The organism is Pseudomonas sp. Leaf58, from assembly GCF_003627215.1.
Lineage (GTDB): Bacteria > Pseudomonadota > Gammaproteobacteria > Pseudomonadales > Pseudomonadaceae > Aquipseudomonas.
This window is the reverse complement of record NZ_CP032678.1, coordinates 718,061-736,998: the sequence shown is the minus strand read 5'-3', so window position 1 is coordinate 736,998 and position 18,938 is coordinate 718,061. Positions and strand designations below refer to the sequence as shown.

Annotated in this window: 24 protein-coding genes; 14 read left to right on the top strand and 10 right to left on the bottom strand. The window is 55.1% G+C overall.

Translation table 11 applies throughout. The features are described 5' to 3' along the window. Nucleotides 1-77 precede the first annotated feature (77 nt). Nucleotides 78-1,454, top strand: a complete 1,377-nt coding sequence (locus DV532_RS29230) for a tryptophan--tRNA ligase (RefSeq protein ID WP_056798082.1) — start codon at nt 78-80, stop codon at nt 1,452-1,454. An 18-nt stretch (nt 1,455-1,472) separates the two neighbouring features. Then, the gene (locus DV532_RS29225) at nt 1,473-1,763 is read left to right on the top strand and encodes a hypothetical protein (RefSeq protein ID WP_056798085.1); all 291 of its coding nucleotides are present in this window, start codon (nt 1,473-1,475) and stop codon (nt 1,761-1,763) included. A 48-nt stretch (nt 1,764-1,811) separates the two neighbouring features. On the opposite strand, the gene DV532_RS29220 is transcribed toward DV532_RS29225, so the two are convergent. Both DV532_RS29220 and DV532_RS29215 read right to left on the bottom strand, forming a co-directional pair. Next, nucleotides 1,812-2,198 (bottom strand): hypothetical protein, encoded by a 387-nt coding sequence (locus DV532_RS29220; protein ID WP_056798088.1) that lies wholly within the window; start codon nt 2,196-2,198, stop codon nt 1,812-1,814. Between the two features lie 39 nt (nt 2,199-2,237). Beyond that, on the bottom strand, nt 2,238-2,627 hold the full coding sequence (locus DV532_RS29215; RefSeq protein ID WP_056798091.1) for a YkgJ family cysteine cluster protein: 390 nt from the start codon (nt 2,625-2,627) through the stop codon (nt 2,238-2,240). A 121-nt stretch (nt 2,628-2,748) separates the two neighbouring features. Here DV532_RS29215 and DV532_RS29210 point away from each other — a divergent pair, with 121 nt between their 5' ends. Both DV532_RS29210 and DV532_RS29205 read left to right on the top strand, forming a co-directional pair. Next, nucleotides 2,749-3,717 (top strand): hypothetical protein, encoded by a 969-nt coding sequence (locus DV532_RS29210; RefSeq protein ID WP_056798094.1) that lies wholly within the window; start codon nt 2,749-2,751, stop codon nt 3,715-3,717. A 171-nt stretch (nt 3,718-3,888) separates the two neighbouring features. After that, the gene (locus DV532_RS29205) at nt 3,889-4,281 is read left to right on the top strand and encodes a hypothetical protein (protein ID WP_056798097.1); all 393 of its coding nucleotides are present in this window, start codon (nt 3,889-3,891) and stop codon (nt 4,279-4,281) included. Between the two features lie 59 nt (nt 4,282-4,340). Here DV532_RS29205 and DV532_RS29200 read toward each other — a convergent pair whose 3' ends face one another. From DV532_RS29200 to DV532_RS29190, 3 genes are all read right to left on the bottom strand, one after another. Continuing rightward, nucleotides 4,341-5,048 (bottom strand): hypothetical protein, encoded by a 708-nt coding sequence (locus DV532_RS29200; protein ID WP_056798100.1) that lies wholly within the window; start codon nt 5,046-5,048, stop codon nt 4,341-4,343. Between the two features lie 8 nt (nt 5,049-5,056). Next, nucleotides 5,057-5,692 (bottom strand): hypothetical protein, encoded by a 636-nt coding sequence (locus DV532_RS29195; protein WP_056798103.1) that lies wholly within the window; start codon nt 5,690-5,692, stop codon nt 5,057-5,059. 79 nt (nt 5,693-5,771) lie between these two features. Continuing rightward, nucleotides 5,772-6,611 (bottom strand): hypothetical protein, encoded by an 840-nt coding sequence (locus DV532_RS29190; RefSeq protein WP_156675886.1) that lies wholly within the window; start codon nt 6,609-6,611, stop codon nt 5,772-5,774. An 898-nt stretch (nt 6,612-7,509) separates the two neighbouring features. Between DV532_RS29190 and DV532_RS29180 the strand changes: the two genes are divergently transcribed. Both DV532_RS29180 and DV532_RS29175 read left to right on the top strand, forming a co-directional pair. Beyond that, nucleotides 7,510-7,902, top strand: coding sequence for a hypothetical protein (locus DV532_RS29180; protein WP_056798109.1), 393 nt, complete (start codon nt 7,510-7,512; stop codon nt 7,900-7,902). A gap of 12 nt (nt 7,903-7,914) precedes the next feature. Continuing rightward, nucleotides 7,915-8,517, top strand: coding sequence for a hypothetical protein (locus DV532_RS29175; protein WP_056798111.1), 603 nt, complete (start codon nt 7,915-7,917; stop codon nt 8,515-8,517). A gap of 23 nt (nt 8,518-8,540) precedes the next feature. Here the strand turns inward: DV532_RS29175 and DV532_RS29170 are convergent, their stop codons facing one another. Beyond that, nucleotides 8,541-9,038 carry a hypothetical protein gene (locus DV532_RS29170; RefSeq protein ID WP_156675887.1) on the bottom strand — a complete coding sequence of 166 codons (498 nt, stop codon included), beginning with the start codon at nt 9,036-9,038 and terminating at the stop codon, nt 8,541-8,543. A gap of 136 nt (nt 9,039-9,174) precedes the next feature. Here DV532_RS29170 and DV532_RS29165 point away from each other — a divergent pair, with 136 nt between their 5' ends. Next, nucleotides 9,175-9,807 carry a hypothetical protein gene (locus tag DV532_RS29165; RefSeq protein WP_156675888.1) on the top strand — a complete coding sequence of 211 codons (633 nt, stop codon included), beginning with the start codon at nt 9,175-9,177 and terminating at the stop codon, nt 9,805-9,807. 163 nt (nt 9,808-9,970) lie between these two features. Here DV532_RS29165 and DV532_RS29160 read toward each other — a convergent pair whose 3' ends face one another. Together DV532_RS29160 and DV532_RS29155 are read right to left on the bottom strand one after the other, a co-directional pair. Then, the gene (locus tag DV532_RS29160) at nt 9,971-10,546 is read right to left on the bottom strand and encodes a hypothetical protein (protein ID WP_056798119.1); all 576 of its coding nucleotides are present in this window, start codon (nt 10,544-10,546) and stop codon (nt 9,971-9,973) included. A gap of 179 nt (nt 10,547-10,725) precedes the next feature. After that, on the bottom strand, nt 10,726-10,974 hold the full coding sequence (locus DV532_RS29155) for a hypothetical protein (protein WP_056798122.1): 249 nt from the start codon (nt 10,972-10,974) through the stop codon (nt 10,726-10,728). 130 nt (nt 10,975-11,104) lie between these two features. Between DV532_RS29155 and DV532_RS29150 the strand changes: the two genes are divergently transcribed. The 5 genes from DV532_RS29150 (at nt 11,105) to DV532_RS29130 (ending at nt 15,669) form a co-directional block, all read left to right on the top strand. Next, nucleotides 11,105-11,524 carry a hypothetical protein gene (locus DV532_RS29150; RefSeq protein WP_056798125.1) on the top strand — a complete coding sequence of 140 codons (420 nt, stop codon included), beginning with the start codon at nt 11,105-11,107 and terminating at the stop codon, nt 11,522-11,524. A gap of 16 nt (nt 11,525-11,540) precedes the next feature. After that, nucleotides 11,541-12,134, top strand: a complete 594-nt coding sequence (locus DV532_RS29145) for a hypothetical protein (protein ID WP_056798128.1) — start codon at nt 11,541-11,543, stop codon at nt 12,132-12,134. A gap of 19 nt (nt 12,135-12,153) precedes the next feature. Continuing rightward, nucleotides 12,154-14,391, top strand: coding sequence for a hypothetical protein (locus DV532_RS29140; protein WP_156675889.1), 2,238 nt, complete (start codon nt 12,154-12,156; stop codon nt 14,389-14,391). Between the two features lie 93 nt (nt 14,392-14,484). Next, nucleotides 14,485-15,039: a hypothetical protein gene (locus tag DV532_RS29135; RefSeq protein ID WP_156675890.1), complete on the top strand. Its 555-nt coding sequence runs from the start codon at nt 14,485-14,487 to the stop codon at nt 15,037-15,039. Nucleotides 15,040-15,066: 27 nt separating this feature from the next. Further along, nucleotides 15,067-15,669, top strand: a complete 603-nt coding sequence (locus tag DV532_RS29130; protein ID WP_056798134.1) for a hypothetical protein — start codon at nt 15,067-15,069, stop codon at nt 15,667-15,669. Between the two features lie 48 nt (nt 15,670-15,717). Here DV532_RS29130 and DV532_RS29125 read toward each other — a convergent pair whose 3' ends face one another. Continuing rightward, complete coding sequence (locus tag DV532_RS29125) at nt 15,718-16,191, bottom strand: hypothetical protein (protein ID WP_056798137.1); 474 nt, start codon at nt 16,189-16,191, stop codon at nt 15,718-15,720. Between the two features lie 441 nt (nt 16,192-16,632). Here DV532_RS29125 and DV532_RS30615 point away from each other — a divergent pair, with 441 nt between their 5' ends. Both DV532_RS30615 and DV532_RS29120 read left to right on the top strand, forming a co-directional pair. Beyond that, nucleotides 16,633-16,905 (top strand): hypothetical protein, encoded by a 273-nt coding sequence (locus DV532_RS30615; protein ID WP_162241115.1) that lies wholly within the window; start codon nt 16,633-16,635, stop codon nt 16,903-16,905. A 201-nt stretch (nt 16,906-17,106) separates the two neighbouring features. Then, nucleotides 17,107-17,730, top strand: a complete 624-nt coding sequence (locus DV532_RS29120; protein ID WP_056798139.1) for a YpsA SLOG family protein — start codon at nt 17,107-17,109, stop codon at nt 17,728-17,730. Nucleotides 17,731-17,833: 103 nt separating this feature from the next. On the opposite strand, the gene DV532_RS29115 is transcribed toward DV532_RS29120, so the two are convergent. After that, nucleotides 17,834-18,847, bottom strand: a complete 1,014-nt coding sequence (locus DV532_RS29115; protein ID WP_162241119.1) for a Fic family protein — start codon at nt 18,845-18,847, stop codon at nt 17,834-17,836. Nucleotides 18,848-18,938: the final 91 nt, after the last annotated feature.

Below are 18,938 nucleotides of genomic sequence, written 5' to 3'. Positions count from 1 at the left end.
GTATCGAACCTTAAAAATAGTGTCGCCTTGCGCCAGGGTGCTTGTGGCAATCTGAAGGAAACAACTGAGAACGCACCATGAAGACCAAAATTCTCACGGGGATCACCACGACCGGTACCCCGCACCTTGGCAATTACGCCGGGGCTATCAGGCCCGCCATTGAAGCCAGCCAGGGCGCTACGGCGGAGTCGTTTTTCTTCCTGGCGGATTACCACGCCCTGATCAAGTGCGATGACCCGTCTCGCATCGAGCAGTCGCGCATGGAGGTGGCGGCCACCTGGTTGGCTGCGGGGCTGGCTCCAGAACGTGTCACGTTCTACCGACAATCCGATATTCCGGAAATTACCGAATTGGCATGGTTGCTTACCTGCATCAGCGCCAAGGGATTCCTGAATCGCTCGCATGCCTACAAATCGGCGGTCGACAAGAACATTGCCACAGGCCAGGACGCGGATGCCGGCATCTCCATGGGCTTGTTTTCCTATCCCGTGCTGATGGCCGCCGACATCTTGCTGTTCAACGCGCACAAGGTGCCCGTGGGGCGCGATCAAATCCAGCACGTCGAGATGGCCAAGGATATTGGCCAGCGCTTCAACAACGCTTACGGCAACGGCGTGCCGGTGTTTGTCATGCCCGAAGCGGTAGTCGACGAGCGCGTGGCCACTTTGCCAGGCCTTGATGGCCGCAAGATGTCCAAGAGTTACGACAACACCATTGCGCTCTTCACCTCACCGAAGATGCTGAAGGAAGCGATCGGGCAGATCGTCACGGATTCCAAATTGCCCGGTGAGTCCAAAGATCCTGAGGGCAGTGCCCTGTGCAGCCTCTACCAGGCCTTCTCCACCTCTGAGGAGGCACAAGCGTATCGCGCCGATCTTGTGCATGGGCTCGGCTGGGGCGAAGCTAAAAAGCGCCTGTACGAGCTGCTGAACAGGCAGATCGAGCCGATGCGTGCGCACTACTCGCGCTTGATGGCCAATCCTGGTGATCTGGAGGACATTCTCCAGCATGGCGCGCACAAGGCCAGGGGCGTGGCCAGGCCGTTTCTGGAGCAGCTGCGGGACGCGGTGGGACTCAGATCATTCAGCGCTTTTGTTCCCAAAGTCCATGAGGCCGTACACAAGGTCGCGAATGGGCCTGAGTTTTTGAGCTACCGGGAAAATGGGGCCTTCTACTTCAAGGTGGTTGGTGACAGGGGTAAGGCGCTTCTGGTCTCGACGGCCTTTGCCACCGGCAAGGAAATGGGCGCAACACTCGCCAAGGTCAAAGCCGGACAGCAAATCGAGCTGCAGCAAGCATCCAATTGCCCGGTCGTGTACTGCGCAGGGGAGCTTGTGGCACAGGGCGAGCCCTTCCTCGATGAGGCGCAGGCCCAGCAGGTCATGAACATCTTGGGAAAAGCACTGGGTAGGCAACAGACACTTCCGGAATCTGATAAGGGCTGCGGCCTGTAAAAATGCGAGAACCTATTAATGAGTAAATTGACTGAGAAATTTTCGGACTACCTTCTGCATGCTTCGCGTGGGCGGTTGCGGGTGCATGGCTGGATCATGCTCACCCTGTGCATGGTTGCTGAGCTGGGCTTGTGTCTGTTGGCGGGGCAGTTTCATCAGTTGCCACTGGAACAGAAACAGGCGGTGATGGTGCCTGGCGCCATTGGCGCCGTGCTGGTGCAGATGGTGCTATTCACCCTGGAGGGCGTGGCGGCAATCCTGCTGATTCAGTCGGGTCAGGCTGTCGAATCGACCGCTCGCAGAAAATAGCCGCCTGGTTCGCTGCGCCCATGACCGAGTGGGCGCAGCGCAGGGTCATCAAGCGCTGGCTTGTGCAGCTGAAGCCTGGCGCTTGGCCAGCCACTTTTGCAAGGGCTCTTGGGTTTTACCCACCACAAACTCAACCAGCAGCGATGGCATACCGGTTTTCTCGGCGATCTTTTCCGCGAGCATGCCCAAGTAGGGCGTGAGGTCGCCCTGGCCCTTGCGCACTTCGTTCAGTTGCAGTACTTGCTCACGAATCTCGCGGTAATCCAGGTAGACCCGCACCGGGATGGAAAACAGCGCGGTACCGAGGACAAGCACAAAAGCCACCGTGGGCAACCAACCATCCACCAGCCAGATCACCGCCACCCAAAGGCACGCGGCCAGAAGTGTCCAGCCGATAAGGCAGCTGAGGTAGCGCTTGAGGATAATCAAATACATGGGATACTCCATTGGGGTTAACAGGCGGTGAGCGGGTATTCAGTCGTGCGCTGCCAGGCTGGCATCACTCAGCGGGATGAGGGTTGGATAGTCAGACGGGGTCAACGGCAACAGGCCATGGGCGGCCCGTGCGGCATCACAGCGGGGGTTATGCTCGCCGGCTGACCAGGAAGCATCGAAGTCACGGCAAGGGTCGGAGCGCTGCTCATAGATCGCGCAGGCCACGCTGGCGCCAACAGCACCCTGCAATGACACGCAACGCGGATTGGAACCGCATGTGCCTTTCATGGCCACCCGCGACGGGGTGACCAGCTCCACAAGATCCTCTGGGACGCGCCCGCCCGAGCCCTGGCATTCGATCCAGTGAAACGAGACCCTGAAATGAGCGCAGCACGCCCCACAGCTGACACACGGACTGATAGTGGACATGAAGAACCCCCGATTTCGATGAGCCAGAGTAGCAATTTCAGGGCTCAAGTCAATATACAGATAAAACGATATTTGCTATCATCCAGGGCTTGTCAGACTGCCGTTCGTGCTGGAGAACAGGGTGCGCAATCATTTTTTCGCAAGCACTGCGCTTGCAGCAAAAATCACCAAGGACAGGTTGACCGACACCCATTTCTTTGATGATTTCGGCCAGGGTGCCGTGCGCATCGTTGAACTGAAAATAGATTGGGTGCAACTGGGTGCCGCAGGCGAACCGATCGGTAAACCCCTTGAACTTTCCAGGGGATGCGCCAATGAAGTCAATCTGGAGTTGGACTTTTCAAGGCTGGATGAGAAAACCGTCAAGTGCTTGCTTGTTGTCTCCTCTGACATCATCAAACCGTTGAATCTGGGCCTGGATATCGAAGGGGATACACCGATTCACGCCCGCATGATCTTCAGGGCGCCCTGTCTGATACTTGGGGTTTTTGAAAAGGAGGCGGGCGGCTGGTCATTCGGTATGCCGGGGATCACCCTCGCGCACCCGCTGGAAATCTGGCTCAGCAGCCAGGCGGCTCAACAGGTGATGAAGGCCTGGCACAGCGGGCTGCCTAATCCGCGTCAGGAGCCTGCTGGCGCGCTTTTACCCGAGTACTATGCCCACTGGCTTGTACACGCGCCAACGGAGCACCTGGCAGGCCTGTACGCGCAGATGCGTGGAGCTGATCAGGCGGATCAGGCGACACTGCTGCTCACGGCGCTGATGTCGAGCTGGGAGGATGCTTCGCTTGATCAGCATCGTCAGGCCTTGATCCGGGCACTCATTGCCGATGGGGCGGATTGGCGCTCGGTGCTGAAGTCTGTAGAACCCACTCATTCGGTGATGGAGGCGATCGTTGCATTAGCGAGGCAGTTTCCTGCGTGGAGTCGGCTGTTCCTGGAAACCGTTGATGATGCACAAATCCTGGATTATGCCACCACGCCCCAGCGTGCAGATGCGCTCTACGCCCTGGTGCCTGCCCGGTGCCTGCTGGGTCTTGTGAGTGAATCACTGGTGGCCAGTAGGCTGGAGTGTGATATCGGGCTTTGAGCGCCTCGGCGCTGCAGCACAGCGCAAGCAGGGAGTGGACACGCAGCTGATGCCACGCAGCTGATGCCACGTGGATGATGAAAGGATGGTGAGTCTTGAAGTCGCGGCGCTCTTGACCGCAACGACGAAAAGGATCCTCTGCCATTATTCGATTTCTTCCAAGGATTAGCCATGACCTCCTGTTCCCTGCTTGTTGCCGTTGTCCAACGTTCTGCCGACACCGATATCCATGTGCTTGATGCCGCTTTACCCGGCGTCTACCAGGTCAAAATAGACCCGGAACTCACGGATGAACTGGCCTATGAGACAGCCGCCGAGTCGTTTCACATGTGTGTGCCGATCAAAGTCCTGGAGGACTTCGACGTACACGTTTTCGATGAGGCCAAGCGCACAGAACTCACTGCCTCAGAAACAGTGGTTGACGACCTGATGGTCTACAACTGTTTAAAAATCGCTGATCAGCTGCCGGCCTGGTTGCATGCGCAAGTCGTGCAATCCCCGATTGCTCGGCCCCCGGTGAAAACCGTTCTGCGGGCGAACGACCTGAGCGAACCGGGGCTGTAAGGGGCGTTGGGCAGGAGCCGCAACGCTGAGCCGCCCTGGCGGGCGAATCGGCGACTGCCCTAGACAGGCTCCGCGCCTGAATGCTCCCGTGACCGCGCCTGTGTATTCGCGTGCTGACGCCCCATCTTGAACACGAGACGCTCATACAGCGTTTCTCGGATCATCGGGGGGAGGGTGTCGAACACACCTTCGGTGAGCAAGCGGTCGCAGCTTTTCACCGCCTGTTTTTCAGACTTCACCTTGTCGAGAGACCCTGTGCAGCGGGCATCGTTACGGTAGGAAATCGCTGCCGACTGCACAAACCACTTCGCCAGGCGCTCAGATGAGAGCGCTCGTCCTGGCTCAGGGCAGCCATAGGGTTCCAGCGCCTTGAACAGGCATTGAATGGGCTCTATCAGCTGGAGCAGCTGTTGTTTGGTGTCAAATTGAATCACCGCTCGATCGATCATGGTCAGCACCACCAGATAAGCGACCTTGCCGTCGAACTGCGCCTGCGCCAGGATAGGTGGGCAGGCGGTTGTCCAGCAGCCGAACTGTTCTGCTACCTGATTGAGGTGTTCTGAAAGCGCACCATAGCGGAAGGGGTGGCTGTCCTTGAGGGTGAAGCTTGAGTCGACCTGGGTAAGCATGTCCAGGTGGTTACTCTGGTCATGTTCAACACAATACTTCACGGTGTGGTGGGTGACGCCCAGCATGCCGAACAGTTGCTGGTGTGTGCGCTTGGGACGGATTTTGGGTCGATGGATTGCTTGGGGCAATGTGGTCATGACGCCTCCTAAAGACCAGGTTCGTGGGCCGGATCCTGATGCTTGGGCTGCGCCACCTGCTGATCCTCTTTGATCTTCATGTATTGATGATGCATGCTGACCAAGTAGGTCAGCAGGGCCTCTTTATATTCGCCACCCCGGATATTGTCCTGAAACAGCTCGACCATGGTTTTTATCCGGCCCCGCTGAGCAGTCATGTTCATGCGCAGGCCCAGTGCGATCCTACGATCGCCCCCCAGCTCCACCAATTCCTCTTCAACATCCTTTGGAAATGCGCAGCGATCTACCCAGGTCAGAAACTCCAGGTTGCTATCAATGGCTTTCAAGATCTCGGCGTGCTTCTGCGCTTCCAGCGCATGTTGGGCCGGCTCGAACTCCAATTCATTGTAAAACATCTCGTCAATGATCAGCAGTTTGTCGGCACCCTGGTCGATCACTGTAGCGATAAGGAAAATCGTGTCACCTGGCTCCAGAAAGATCATCAGGGATTGTTGATCGGTCGTGGGCTGAAGGCGAAGGGCTTGTGCGGGAGCAGTCGCCGTTTCACCCGCCAGGGTGGCTTGGCCTTTTAATCGGATCTCGCGATCAGGCGCCACGGAAGGCGCGATTTCCTCAATGGTGAACTGCAGACACTGCTTGCTCATGGTAAGCATCCTGATGGACATGATTACCAGTGTACTGGGTGAGCATTGGGAAATTGAACTGCCATGAGGCTTGCAGGTACTACCGATAGTGGGTGAGTCGAGCGAGGTGCGCCAAGGCTTTTTGACGCAATACGCGCAACTGCTCAGTCAAGGGCCAGCGCTTTAGTTCATCTTGTACGCTGAGTATTTCAAGATGATCGAGATCGCAGATCGGTCTATCAAAGAAGTCGCTTTGCAAGCTCAAAGCGTGCGTCACCTCTCTGCAGAGGATGCGATTCATTTGAGTGCCGTCAAATAGCACGGCGTGAATCAGGCGACTGTCAAGGTTGAAGGCACGGCAAAATTCATGAATGTTATGGTGCCCTATCAGCGCCTTAAGTTTGTTCGATCGATTTTTCAGGAGATCCTTGTCAATGCCTCCGGGCGGATGACGATGGCTGTAATCATAAGTCGACTGCTTTATAGGTACGCTGGAAGAAAGTGGCGTTATTTCAAAGTAATTTTCTGGAAGTTGCAGCGCAACAGCCAGTTTCATGGCGTGCCGCGCATCCAGGTTAACAGCATGGATGAAGTATCTATAGATCAAGGATGGGTCAACTCCATGTCGAGCTGCCGCGTGCTCGACGCTGTCACTGCCCAACCATTCATCAAGCAGGTGAATTCGCTCCATGTTGGTGCGCAGCTTCGGCACCTGAGAGCCTTCGGAGGGCAACCCAGTCTTTGAGCAGACCTCGTCCCACAACCTGTCAGTGTAAGGCTTCGAGCCGGCCATGACGGGAATCAGAACCTTTCGGTCTAGCTTGAAGTTGTAGCAGAAGGCTGGAATACTCAAGTCTCCAATCAGCAGTTGTGTGAGCTTGCAGCGTTGCTCATCCAAGACTGATTGTTTATAAGCCTTCTTCATTTCAGGTTTTTCCATGCCTGTCTAGAGTCACAATCATACACATGCCGGTTCTTTTTGCAAACACGTCCTCCTGACGGGTGCTGTCTTTGCCAGGTTTTCTGAAGCTTGCGCTGGTTTTCGTACGTTATGAATTTTAGTTCAAATGGGTATGGTAAATTTTGAGATTTTTTGGAGGTGTGATACTTTAGTAGCGTTTAAAACTTTGGTCAGGGAGATAGCTGTGAGTTTTTTAATGGATTGTCTTTGCGATCGACACCCGATGATGAGAGGCCACCCGTTTTTCGTAGGCGTGGAAACGGGAGACGGTTGGCACGATCTTCTGGAGGATCTTTGCACCAAACTAGAGGCCGAAATTGAATCTTCCGGTTGTCCGCCGATGACTGTCAGCCAGGTCAAGCAGAAGTTTGGCACTTTGCGATTTTATGCATCGGGTGGGAATCAGCGCTGCAGGGACTTGATCAGTGAAGCTGAAGCCGTTCTGCCTCAACGTGCGATATCTGCGCACGCCCTGGATCGCTGATTAACCGCGATGGGTGGTTGCGGGCCAGATGTTCCGCGCACGAAGACACGTGCTATTGAGGCTGCTTCTGGTGTGCGCCGTGATAAAACGCTGGCTCAGCGATGTTCTTTTTTACCTTGCCAGGTCACGGTACACAGGATGAAGCGGGTGCTGCGGCGTCTGCCAAGTCGGTTTTTATCTAAATTGATCACACAGTGCTTCGACTAAGCCGATGAGCACCTGGGTGGGTTACAGTCGATAAAGAAACGATGGGACTGCTTCAAAAAATGACGGCAGAGGACATTCAAACGGCCTTCAGCCTTCTTTAGGCTACCACGAGGCTTCTGGGCCCGCTTGCCGGCCAGGACTCTCCCAGGTTAGGGTGGAAGAAATAACGGAACCAGGTGATTTTCGATGAGCGCAGTGTTGAAAATGTTTGCGGTAGAGTTTGATGGAGGCGTATCTCGGGCCTTCAATTTGACCGACCAGCCGCTGGGTGATCACCTGTACCAGGGCATCATGCTGTTTGATTCCAAAGCCAAGGCGCAAGCTGAAGTGGATGAGGAAAATAGCGAGAATCTGGAGGACGATGAGGAGGCTGATGATGAGTTCTCGGTCACTACCGTGCTGTTGCATGCAGATGGCCGGATACTGGATGAGTTTGGCACACGGCTGAACGAGGCGATCGCTCTCCAATCAGGGCACAGCCCAAGAAAAGTCGCTGAAGACGTTCGCGCCATGTATGCTCATCAGGCTGCAGTGGTTCGCAAAACGCTGACAGACCACCTTGCGCAGCCTGGCATTTGATGGGGAGCGGGCATGAACCTGGTATTTGTGAAGCGGTGCGTCGAAGCCAATGGCGATGACATCAATGAAATGAAGGATATCCCTCAGCAGCAAGGGATTTCCACCGCGCATTTCATCGAAACGGTGGCGAAGAAAGCCGGTATCGATAAGGAAGTGCTCGACATGCTGGGTTACGACAGCAAGCGCGCCTTTGCCAAGGATTGGCACATGACGGCAGCCAAGTCCCTGTATCAAGGCATTCCTTGTTACTACGTCGTGCATAGTGCCATTGAGTACATTTTTGTCGACGAGGCGGACGTGCACAAGGTGTTGAATCTTGCCCAAGCGCAAGAGCGACAACACCGCCTCTCTAGTATCGGCGAAATGTTCGATGATGCGCTGGCTGAGCTGAAGGATGCGACCCCAAACCCATCCGAGAAAGACTACTTCGAGCTGATGCGGCGTTTCCATGCGACCTGGAAAGGTGAGCTTGAGGCATTGAGGATTCCCATGGGGGCATTTGCTCAATATCAGTGTGAGCATAGCAAGACGGCTGCCGCCTTCGACCGCAAGTTTTTCAGCAAAGCCGAACCCGCCCCAAGCCATTCGACGCTTTCGCTGCAATCTTGCCCTTGATGCTTTTTGCCTGGAGGTTCCGCTTATCTGGGCAGTGCGCCAGGGCCTTGGCTTGAAACGCAGTTCTGGATGACCTCGGCAATCCATTGTTCATAGGGGCCTAAGGCCTGTTCCAATTGGTTTGACAGCAGCTTACTGAACATCAGGTCTCTTGGAATTTCGCCATCCACCCTGGGGGATGGCTGGATGCGGAACATGATCTGGCCTAGGGCTTCGACATGCTCCCAGTAGCGGATGAATGCGCTAGGTGTCATCAGTCCATTGGCATCCAGGCACAGCAGGCTGTCGAGGCGCTCGGTGGTGACGAACCAATGATCAACATCGATGGTGCGCTTATGGGCTTCGCGCACACAACCGCCTAGCTTCAAATCTCCGCCGCTCCACAGGACGAGTGCATCGGCGAGAAGCAAACAGCCGCCGTCGAAAAAGCCACAGCCATTGTAGTGGTAGAGCGACTTGATGGGCTCGGACAAGGCTTTCTTGAAGGCTTTATTGGTGGCCGACAGGTTTAATCTGCTCATGATCATCCTTTTTTCCATGCTAGCGATGGCGTCTGGCGGAAATCAACGGTTGTGTCATTTCGCCACTGCTTTCCTTGGCAGTAGGTGTCGCCATGGGCATAATGCCAGCCCTGTTAAGAATGGGCCCCGGCGAACCGTGACCACTGAATTACCTTTGAATCCGCTATGTGAAGTCGATCGTTTTTTGCAGCTCATGATGCACGTCTCGCTCAGGTTTGCCGGCGAGCTCAAGGCCACTGTCGATGCGCAGGCAACAGTTGAAAACCTCAAAGCTGATCTGCTGCGCTGTTTTAGCGCACTGGAGCTTGATGAGATTTACTCCGGCGCTGGCGAGCAGTGTCAGGATCTGGAGGCGCTGATGCCGTACCTTCGCGTCATGTTCGATGGCTCCATGGTTGATCCCACCCGGCTGGAAAATTTTGGTCAACTAGAAAAAGCCATTGCCTGCTTGATGATCTGCTCACTTACCGACCAGGATTTTAATCGCCGTTTTTTTCAATGCTGGATCTTGGCGGGTAAAAATCCAGGGCTGGATCTGGCGTCCCAGGCGCGCAACAAACTGTACCGTCGATTGGCGGCGGGGGATAGCAAAGCCCTCGGTGAGCTGAACCAGCTACAGGAGCGGCTGCTGGCACAGGAAAATCGCCAAACTATGCAGCCTTCTGGCCAAGGCGCAGCAATTTACCCGCAAGCGAAGAGGCGCCTGATGTTTTGGGGGATGGGCTTGCGCTTCCCACGGCGGCTAACCTCTCTTTGGCAATCGCTTTGACCTCAATATCCTGCCTCTAACCCCATTAGGACTATTGCAGATCTTCTGGGCAGAGCGACCGCAGTCTATGCAGAAGACACCGTGGATGGAGGGCTGATGTTAGAGTGGTATATGGCCATGGGCGTCCGTTCTATCTAGCAGGCGCCCAGTACTTGCGGTGTTCTCAGAGCCCAGGCTCGTCCGGCGCGATTGCCTTGAGGTCTTTGCTGATTCCTGGAATCTGATTCAGCACGCTCAAGCCCCGTGACTTGGCGTAGTCAAGCAGCGCGATAGCCGGGTCACGTCCAACAAGGGCGCTCAGGAGGCGCTCAGGTGCGATCCAGGTGCCATTGGCGGCTACAACAGCCTGATCCCTGTTCAGCTTGTGGATCTCTTTCGAAAGCTGCGACCAGGCCCTCGGGCAGGCCTTGGATTCACCGAGTGCTCCGGCGACATTGGTGCCGAGGTAACGCGGATGTTCCTTAAGGAAGTCTGCGATGACAGGCTCAAGGCCTTCTGGGGTGTCGTTGTGGTGGCGGAACCAGTGATCAGTGAGGTGTATTTCCTCAATCACCGGATTGTGCAGGGCAAACAGGTGGCTGAGACCTGGGAGGAGTGAGTCCAGGCTGTTCTTGCCAACAAGTTCACCTTCGAGCACGCGTGGCATCTCCGGGCATGGCGTGATGTCACGGATGTCAATCAGAAAGTCCTGGTTCAAAGGCTTTACGTCATGGTCGGTTTTTTTGGAATGGTCTGGCATCTGGCTATTCCTTGCGAGGTGTTGTTCAAGCTTACAGGCGGCACTGGCGGTGACTCAACGCCTGGGCCTGCGATCGTGGCTTGAGGTGGCGATGACAGTGCCTCGTCGGCTGGTCGACGAAACTGGCAGGAGCGCGTGAAGCCGGGACAAGGCCGCTTACAAACACTGCGAGTCTCTGTTCAAGGCGAAGGCATCCCATATAAATCGTCTGGAAGAGGTTTGATGGTCGGCAGCTCGACAGCATCAGGAGCCATTTTGCGCAGGGCAGCGCTTTTTGCGCGCACGTCAGCGTCGGCTGGTACCGCCTTGCCGAATGGATTGTCTCCGCCGAACACGGCATTGAAATCCAGGAATTGGCTGATAATCGGATCGATGGGTTCGATCGACATGGCAGAAAGTGGTTTGATGTCATCAAGCTTGGTGGACATGGCGGATCTCCTTTTTTTCCTATTATGGTCAGTGAGCTTTTTCCATGTCCAATTGGCCTTGCCGAACTGGTGCGGTGCGTTTGATTCCTGAAGACCTGGCCGTCTATCATGGTGTATCAGGAGCCCCCTTATGAACTCTAAAGACCTCAATCGACTCATTAGCAATCCTGTGGCCATGATGAAGTTCCAGGCCACTGGCAAGTTTGAGCGCCCTGAGAAGCCTTCCAGCCCACTGATCACCTTGCTGATGTCGCTGCACCCCAGAGAGCGCCTGCGCATCCTTGATGTTCAGATGCACCCCGACCTTGGCTATCGCTCAGGGTTGTCGTTTGTGACAGCGGGCTTGGCGCTGAATTGGCTATTCCCGGCCAACCCTCCGGCATTCATTCCCAGTGAATCCCACAAGGATCAACGATTCAAGACCGAGCTAACCATCCACGACCTGGCCAAGCACGCGAAGGTGCCACAGGACATTATCGAGAGCTGGGAACGGCGCCAGCAGCGTCCTGCCAGACCTCAAAAACCCCAAGACGACGGGTTTTGCATCTGATTCGAGATCAATTTTGATGAAGACAAAAATCTGCAAAACCAAAGGGCGCATTTCGCTGGTGCTGGATAGCCAGGATTACCCGAAAACCGATCGTCCAGTGCTGGCGCAAGCAACCGAAGGTGAGGGTACCGGCTGCTGGATGATTGCGGACATTCGCTTAACCGACAACCCTCAGGTCAGTGTGTACGCCTGCAGCATCGCTGCTGAAGACGTCCGCGCTCGATTCACACCTGACTCCGAGGAGCTGGCCATGATGGTGAGGGGCAAGCTTCGTGAGTACAGGGTTGTTGAGGATGGCACGATTGAATGGTGTACCTTCAGGAACCTGGTTCGCGGTGATGTGGGTGTCAGGGGCTATACACCCGTTCGAAGTGATGACTACCAGCCACCGCTGTATCACTCGCGGGCGGCGGTCATGGCTTACCTCAAGCTGGCACAGGAATTTTGGGAGGGTTATGAGGGCGCCATCACGGATGTTCGAATCGACAACCCGAACAGTCAGCCGAGGGAGTCGATGTTTACCTTCATGCAGTTTGATATAGAGCGCCAACGTGAAAAGCGCTTGGCCTCAATCCATGAGGAAGACGCTTCCCCTGCGTTCGATTTTTAGAGCTTCAGGCGATGGAGTCTTGGATAAGTGGTATATTGGCGGTAAATCAATTATGGCCATCGTTCGATTTTTCTTGCGCATGGCTCAAGGACTGACAATGCCAGCCGTCAATTCAGGATCTTCCTCCCAAGTTCTCCAGAGTGCTTACGCCATCCTGGGGATGCCCGGCTGCCATCGCCCCAGTGAGAAGGCGGTTTTTTATCAAAACCTGGCTCAAGAACTAGGGGGCATTCTGAGACCGCCAGGGCACACAATCGAGTTCAATTTCGCCCGTCACCTACAGGGTATTTGCCCTGGGCATCCAACCGACAATTCACGCGATCATCGCAACTCGCAGGCCTGGATGATTGTCACCACATGCCTCAAGCAACAGAGCGCGGATCGACATGAGGCGGTTGTTCGAGGCATTGTCAGGCAACTTGAGGACAGGGTCTTGCTTCACCCTGTCGAACCTTCCGCCCTGAGCGGACACGCAGCCGAAAAGCACAAGATTGAAGTGGCGCTCATTTCATCTGGCGCCGCTGCAGCAGAGAGGGATTTTGATTTCAACCAGATGGCGGGCAAGCTGGGTGGAAGATTGCCCTGGTTGGTGAGCCTTACGCTTGAATCAGGTGTTGACCTGGCTGTGCAGCATGTTTTGAAGCAAACTCGGCTCAAGCGGTGGGGGCGTGCGTTAACAGGGAGGCAATTTACCGAGTCCCATGAGCAGGGTTTGCTGGACTCGCTCGGGGAGGGTAACAAGCAATTGATTCGATCCTCTCTGTCAGTGCAGACGTGGGGTAGTTCGGCGGCATCAGCTTGTCGAAACGAGTCAATCATTCAGTCCTGCCTGGCGTCGACACCAGCCGGCGCCATTGCCGTTGCCGGCGTGATCGAGCTTGCGCAGGCCGCCGCGCTTCTGCCCATCACGCAGGCAGCTTCACCCTGGACGGTGGGGGATCATGCGGTACCCTTCCTGACCGAGGACGGTGAAATGTTCCCCTATGAACCAGGGTCACAGTATCAAATGGCCATGACCGAGTTGGTGGTGGATCCGACAGGGGCCCGTGCAGCTGAATACCACGCTGCAATCAATCGCAGATTGTGGAAGAGTCCGATTCCAGTCACGCAGATGGTCACCATTTCCATCGACTCCAAGAATACCCAGGGCACTCGCAAGGATGCGCCTGCAGGCATGACTTGTGGAGAGATGACCCTCAGCCTGGAGCAGGCCCAGGCGGTCAACATACTGGAATCTCCATTTGGTTTTCAGCGCGCCACTGATGAGGTGAAGAGTGATCTGACGCGCATGTTGATGCTCTTGTGTGAAGACGAGCTGTCGGCCATGGCGTGGCCCAACTCATCCATCGGGGCCTACTTCGCTGAGCAGGCATACTCGCATTTTTCACTGGCGAATTGCCCGAAGCTCTATTTCCAGGGCGTGGATTTGCAGGTGGATGGTGCAATCGATCTGCTGGGCCGCGCTGCCCCTTCCACCTGGTGGGAGGTATCGGAGCAACTAATGCTGCTCGGTTTCCCGGAGGAGGCGCGCAGGGCGCATCAGCAAGCAGTCCCCACGCTGAGTGATCTTCCAAAGCTGATCCTGGCCAATGGCATGCTGGGAGCGCCCCTGACGGATAAGCTGGCATCACGTCTTACCCAGGTGATTGCCAGCTGCCCGGCCTTGGGATCAGCGACTCGCCTGAATCTGCTTAACATATCGATGTTGACGCTCATTATAGATCGTGCGGTCGCTGTCGAAGGGGTATCGGCCAATGCGGCATTGGGCATCCAGTTCCTGTTGGCCAGGCGTATTGCCACGGAAAAAATGTTCGTGACCTGGGATACTACGCCCTCGGGCGTGTTCCGTGACTATTACGATGCGTTGATTGAAGAGCGGGCAAAGACAAGGCGCAAGGTAACCTACGCAAACCTGGAAAGGGCGTTTGTATGCAATGAGTTGTATGACGTTGTCCAGGCGGATCTGCGTGTCGCTCGCAAGCATTATGCGATGATCAGCCTTGAGACCTGCACCTGTGATGACCGGACTGCCGCGCTCATGGAAAATGTCGTTACGACTGCGATCTTCAATCCGGAACTGCTCAATGACCAGGGGCGGCATGTCGTGGACACGATGGGCTTCTGCCATGACAAGGTGATGCACCATCGTTCGCGGGAAGCCAGAGGGTTTCTTTTTGGCGCCTATCTGCCATCTGCGCCATGGAGGGTATCGCAGTATTTGATGCTGCCTGATGTTGTCCAGGAAACGGAATGTTGAGGAGTGGTGGAAGCGCGCAGGTTGATGTCGGTTAGGCAGATTTCTGGTTTAGTGGTATATTGCAACATAGGCCACTACTCTCGGTGTCAGGACATGCATGACGTTAAAAATATTCCTGAGCTCATTGCGCTGCTGATGCCTGAAGGAGAGCCTTCCTTCGAGGTCTGTTTGCGCGCAGAACTGCACAAAACGCTCAGGGTGTGTCTGGAACTAGGGGTGGCCGAGCTGATCGCCCTGGATCCCTATTGCCTGCCGCCTCGCCTGGGGGCCCAGTTACGCCAAAAGCATCGCTTTCAGGGCAGGGTTTATCCGGCTGATTTTGGCCTGGACTCCCCGAGCCTGCAGGGCTTGGATGAGCGCATCCACGTTGATGCCGATATGGTGAAGGAAGGGGTTGGCTGGGTCGAGCATGTCAACTATCACCCGCGTTTGACCAACATTTTGACGCAAGTGATGGCGCAGGCTGATGCCTGTGCCGAAGGGGTAGCGGAAGTCCCCAGGGGCCACCTGCAAGAGCTCGTTGACTGGCTCGACATGATCGTGGACAACCGCCCCAATCGGCTGGCCAGCGCGCTGAGAGATAATGTCGCGACGCTCAACACAACAGGGCTTTTGCCCAAATTCGAGTACAGCCCGCAGGGCTGCTAACATCAATTCTGAAAGGAAAGTATGGTTATGACAGGCGTAACAGGGTTGATGGCGTTGAATCCGGGGCTTCAGGTCACCCCTCTGAATTTTCGGGGCTGGCTGCGAAATTCGTTTAACCAGTACATCAAGGAGCAAGGTCAGCCAGGGGTGGTGGCACTGTTGTTCGTCACGCCTCCCTACATCAATGCGATCGGGCGTAAAAAACTTGAAAAGATGCTGACTGACGCTGCGCAAAAGCACAAGTCGTGGCTGCGGGCAATCAATATCATGAATACGCCGAAGGCCATGACCGATGAAGAGGTCGAGCAGATGCTGGAGGAGATGCTCCGCGAAGCCGCCGAGCGTGAAGCAGCCAGTCGGGTCGAGGCCCATCTAGGGTACGTTCGCTCGGTCAGCGACGAGCCTGACGCCACTCCGGTGTGCCTGATCCGCCAGGCGAGGGAAAAAGACCTGGAGGTGCTCCATAAGTCACACGTTCAGTTCCAGGTAGGTGACTGGTATGTGATGGGTGAAATCGACGGGCGCCAGGGATTGAGCCAGCCGCTCAAGAGTCTGGAAGAAGCCCAGGAATATGCGGGCGACTTCTTCTGCGCCAAGCACTTTGCAGTCACTGAGGTCGTCACCGTTTGACGCTCAAGGCTGAACCGCATAGAAGACTCGCCGGGGCGATGAGTGACGCTAAGCGGCTTGCTCAATCTCTTCCGGCGATCGTCGAATTCTGGGGGCCGTGGCAATGATCTTGTCGTAGTCCTTCACGTACTTCTTCGCGGCATTTTTCAGTGTGTTGTAGGGCCGCCCAATTTGCTTCGCAGCATCCCAGGCGGCTACACCTGCCCTACGCAATTCAGCGAAGGCATGGGCCTCTTCCGAGCTTATAGGTGTGTTTGCAGGCGGGGCTGTGAGGTCATTGCCAGCCTGAAGGCGCTGGCGCAGCGTGGTGGGCGCGACACCCAAGGCCTGAGCATGACCTTCCAGGGTGTCGGTAACCCCGTCGATTACATAGGTGCCACCCCGAATGCGGGGCTTCCACTCGATTTCGAGGAGCTCCAACATCGTATCGAGTTTCCACTTTGGCAGGCCGAGGGCTTGTGCAGCTTTCGTGCGGGAGATGCCTGAGGCGCGCAGGCGGGCAATGTCGTCTTCGATGTTCATGAGAAATGCGTATTATTGAACCTACCCATTATAGGCTGGGCAGGGCCTCAGATATCAAGACTATTGATGGTAAAGCGGAAACCCCTGGTAGCAAGCCTTGCTGGAATTTTAAGCCGCCTGCGCGGCGGTGAAGGGCTTTGGTCTCAATGATTAAGCCGGTGTGCGTTTCTAAGCCGCCTGCATGACGGTGAATAGCTGCGATTTGGTTTCGCGTGTCAGTGCCTTTTTCTAAGCCGCCTGTGCAGCGGTGAGGTTAGCCCGAACAAAGGGTGAGCACCACGTTAATTTCTAAGCCGCCTGCGCAGCGGTGAAGCCCAATGCCTTGAAGGCAGCCGGGGCGCGCTGTTTCTAAGCCGCCTGCGCGGCGGTGAAGACAGTAATCCTGCAACTGCGGGGTGACTGACCTTTCTAAGCCGCCTGCGCGGCGGTGAAGTCACCTGGGTGGTACAGCTGGGCCTCGTCGGCTTTCTAAGCCGCCTGCGCGGCGGTGAAGGCAGCTGCGAAGGCGCAAGTAGAGAACGACCTTTTCTAAGCCGCCTGCGCGGCGGTGAAGACCTTCAATGCCCCTCTTCTGATCGTCTGGTATTTCTAAGCCGCCTGCGCGGCGGTGAAGATGGTCTCGGGGTAGAGCGAAAGCGTGTGCCACTTCTAAGCCGCCTGCGCGGCGGTGAAGTAGAGTTTTTATGGCAAAAAACCTTTAAAATCAATGACTAACTAGAAATTACCCTTGCAAGACCTCTTCCAAAATGCAAATTCGTAACGTTCTGATTTTTAAGGAAAAAATGAGACGACCTCATTACCAAGGTTTTCTTCGCTGAACAACCATGTCGAAGGTTCGCACTAGGGATGATAACACAACCCTAAGCTGGAAAACGCGGATCTTTATTGCTATATTGATTAAAACAGGAGTCTGCTATGCAAGTCCGCGAACACAAATCCGACAAATACCCGCCGCGCACCGAACTCAACGCCAATTCGGCTGATCTGACGGTGGCCTTTGCTGAGGACTACGAGTCTGGTGGCGAGCGACTGACGCGTAAGCTCGCCGAGGCCCGTGGGAAAGAGCGTTACATTGCCTTACCGCTCTCGATGGCACCAATTCAGGCGGCCAGGCAGCTGTGGCGCCGCTGTAATGAGCTGGGCGTGAAGACCCTCAACATCGCTGGCAACGGCATTTACACCTTGAACAAGTACGGCTGGACAGACCACTCGGTGAATGAGTGGATGTACCAGGTGCTCAAGCATGTGGCCGCCCACCACCCCTTCGAGCTCATCGTCTCGGGTGGCCAGACGGGGGCCGACTTCGCGGGTGGGGTGGTAGCCGAGGCGCTGGGTATCGATGTCATCATGACCTTCCCAAAGGGGTTCCTGCAGCGCACCCTGACCCAGCATGCCTTAACTCAAACGGAAGCGGATGTGCGCCGAGAAGTGGCAGTGCAACTCCAGGTGCTGCGCGACAATCATCCGGAGCTTCAGGAAAAGACCCAAGGCAAAAGGCCACGAGCTGCCGAGCCTGATGATGGGTTCTGCTTGTCCTAACTACTTGATGAAGAATCGCGGTTGAATCCATTCAAAATTGCTGGATGTCGGAATTATAAATCATTCGCTGACATCCAGTGAATACCGATTACTGATTTCCAACTTATAGATCCAGGTCAGATTGCCCTGGCTTGCGCCTCAACGATTTTCCCGAAACTTCTGCCAAGAAAAACTCAACCCTCCCGGTCTTTTCTCCCGAAATAACGAAGTTAGCGAGATCCTGCTGATAGCCACGAAGATCCAACCTTATGTCGTCATCAAGGGCTGGAGGAATCGGGTAATACTTGAGGTAGGAATCCGTGTACGACTCAAGAAACACATCCCTGAAAATTTCAGTGTCAACGAATTCGTAGACCGCCATGATGGCTTCAAGGTAATCGCTTTTCTGCATGATGTCGTAAGATATTGGCATGCAGCCGGCTGCAAGTAATGGGACATTGGCCATGATGCGGGACGTCCGCTTGTTTGCGTCGTAAAATGCTTGTATGTAAGGGACTCTGGTGAGTATGTAAAATGCAGACTCGACCGGATTTTCTATCTCACTGGCGGCATTCATTGTGTAGTCGATCAGGTCGTAGATGCGCTCAGACCCATTACCTGGGTAGAACACAGGCGGGGTGTAGGCAGTATGAGTAATGCTCATGGTCTCGGTCTCGCGGATCAGGCCGAGCTCGTGCTTTTTAACAAAGTGCTGCGTATCACCTTCAATGTCACCTGGGTCAGCTAAGCACCGGTGCACCTCCCTAAGCATTCTCAGGGAAATATCCGCAGTGTTTCGAACCAAGTCGAATGCATGTTTGTGGTTAATAATCATCTGCGTGTCTTCTGCAGATGCGTTTTTTGGAAGAGTTCCGTAGGTCAGAAGTTTGATGGTGTCCAAATGACTGTAGGGGTTTCCTTCGAGCTTGGAAGAAGACCATGCCAGATCAATCATCAAACCAGCTTTCTGGGTTGAGTTAAGAGAGATTTTCTTTGGGAAAAGTTCGTCGAGGCGAGACAAGGCTTCCTGGCCTACGCCCGGACTGAACTCTAGGAACGACCTTTTGAATTCGGCGTTTCTTCGGGTTCGGTACGTCGTTGACTTGAAAAGCTCTTTGATTTTTTCTTTATTGCTCATGCAACACCTCCGCTTTACAGCATATTCTATGCGCTGCTGCGGACTTTTCGCAAGAAATTCCATTTCCATTGGATGTGGCAATTCCTAGAAT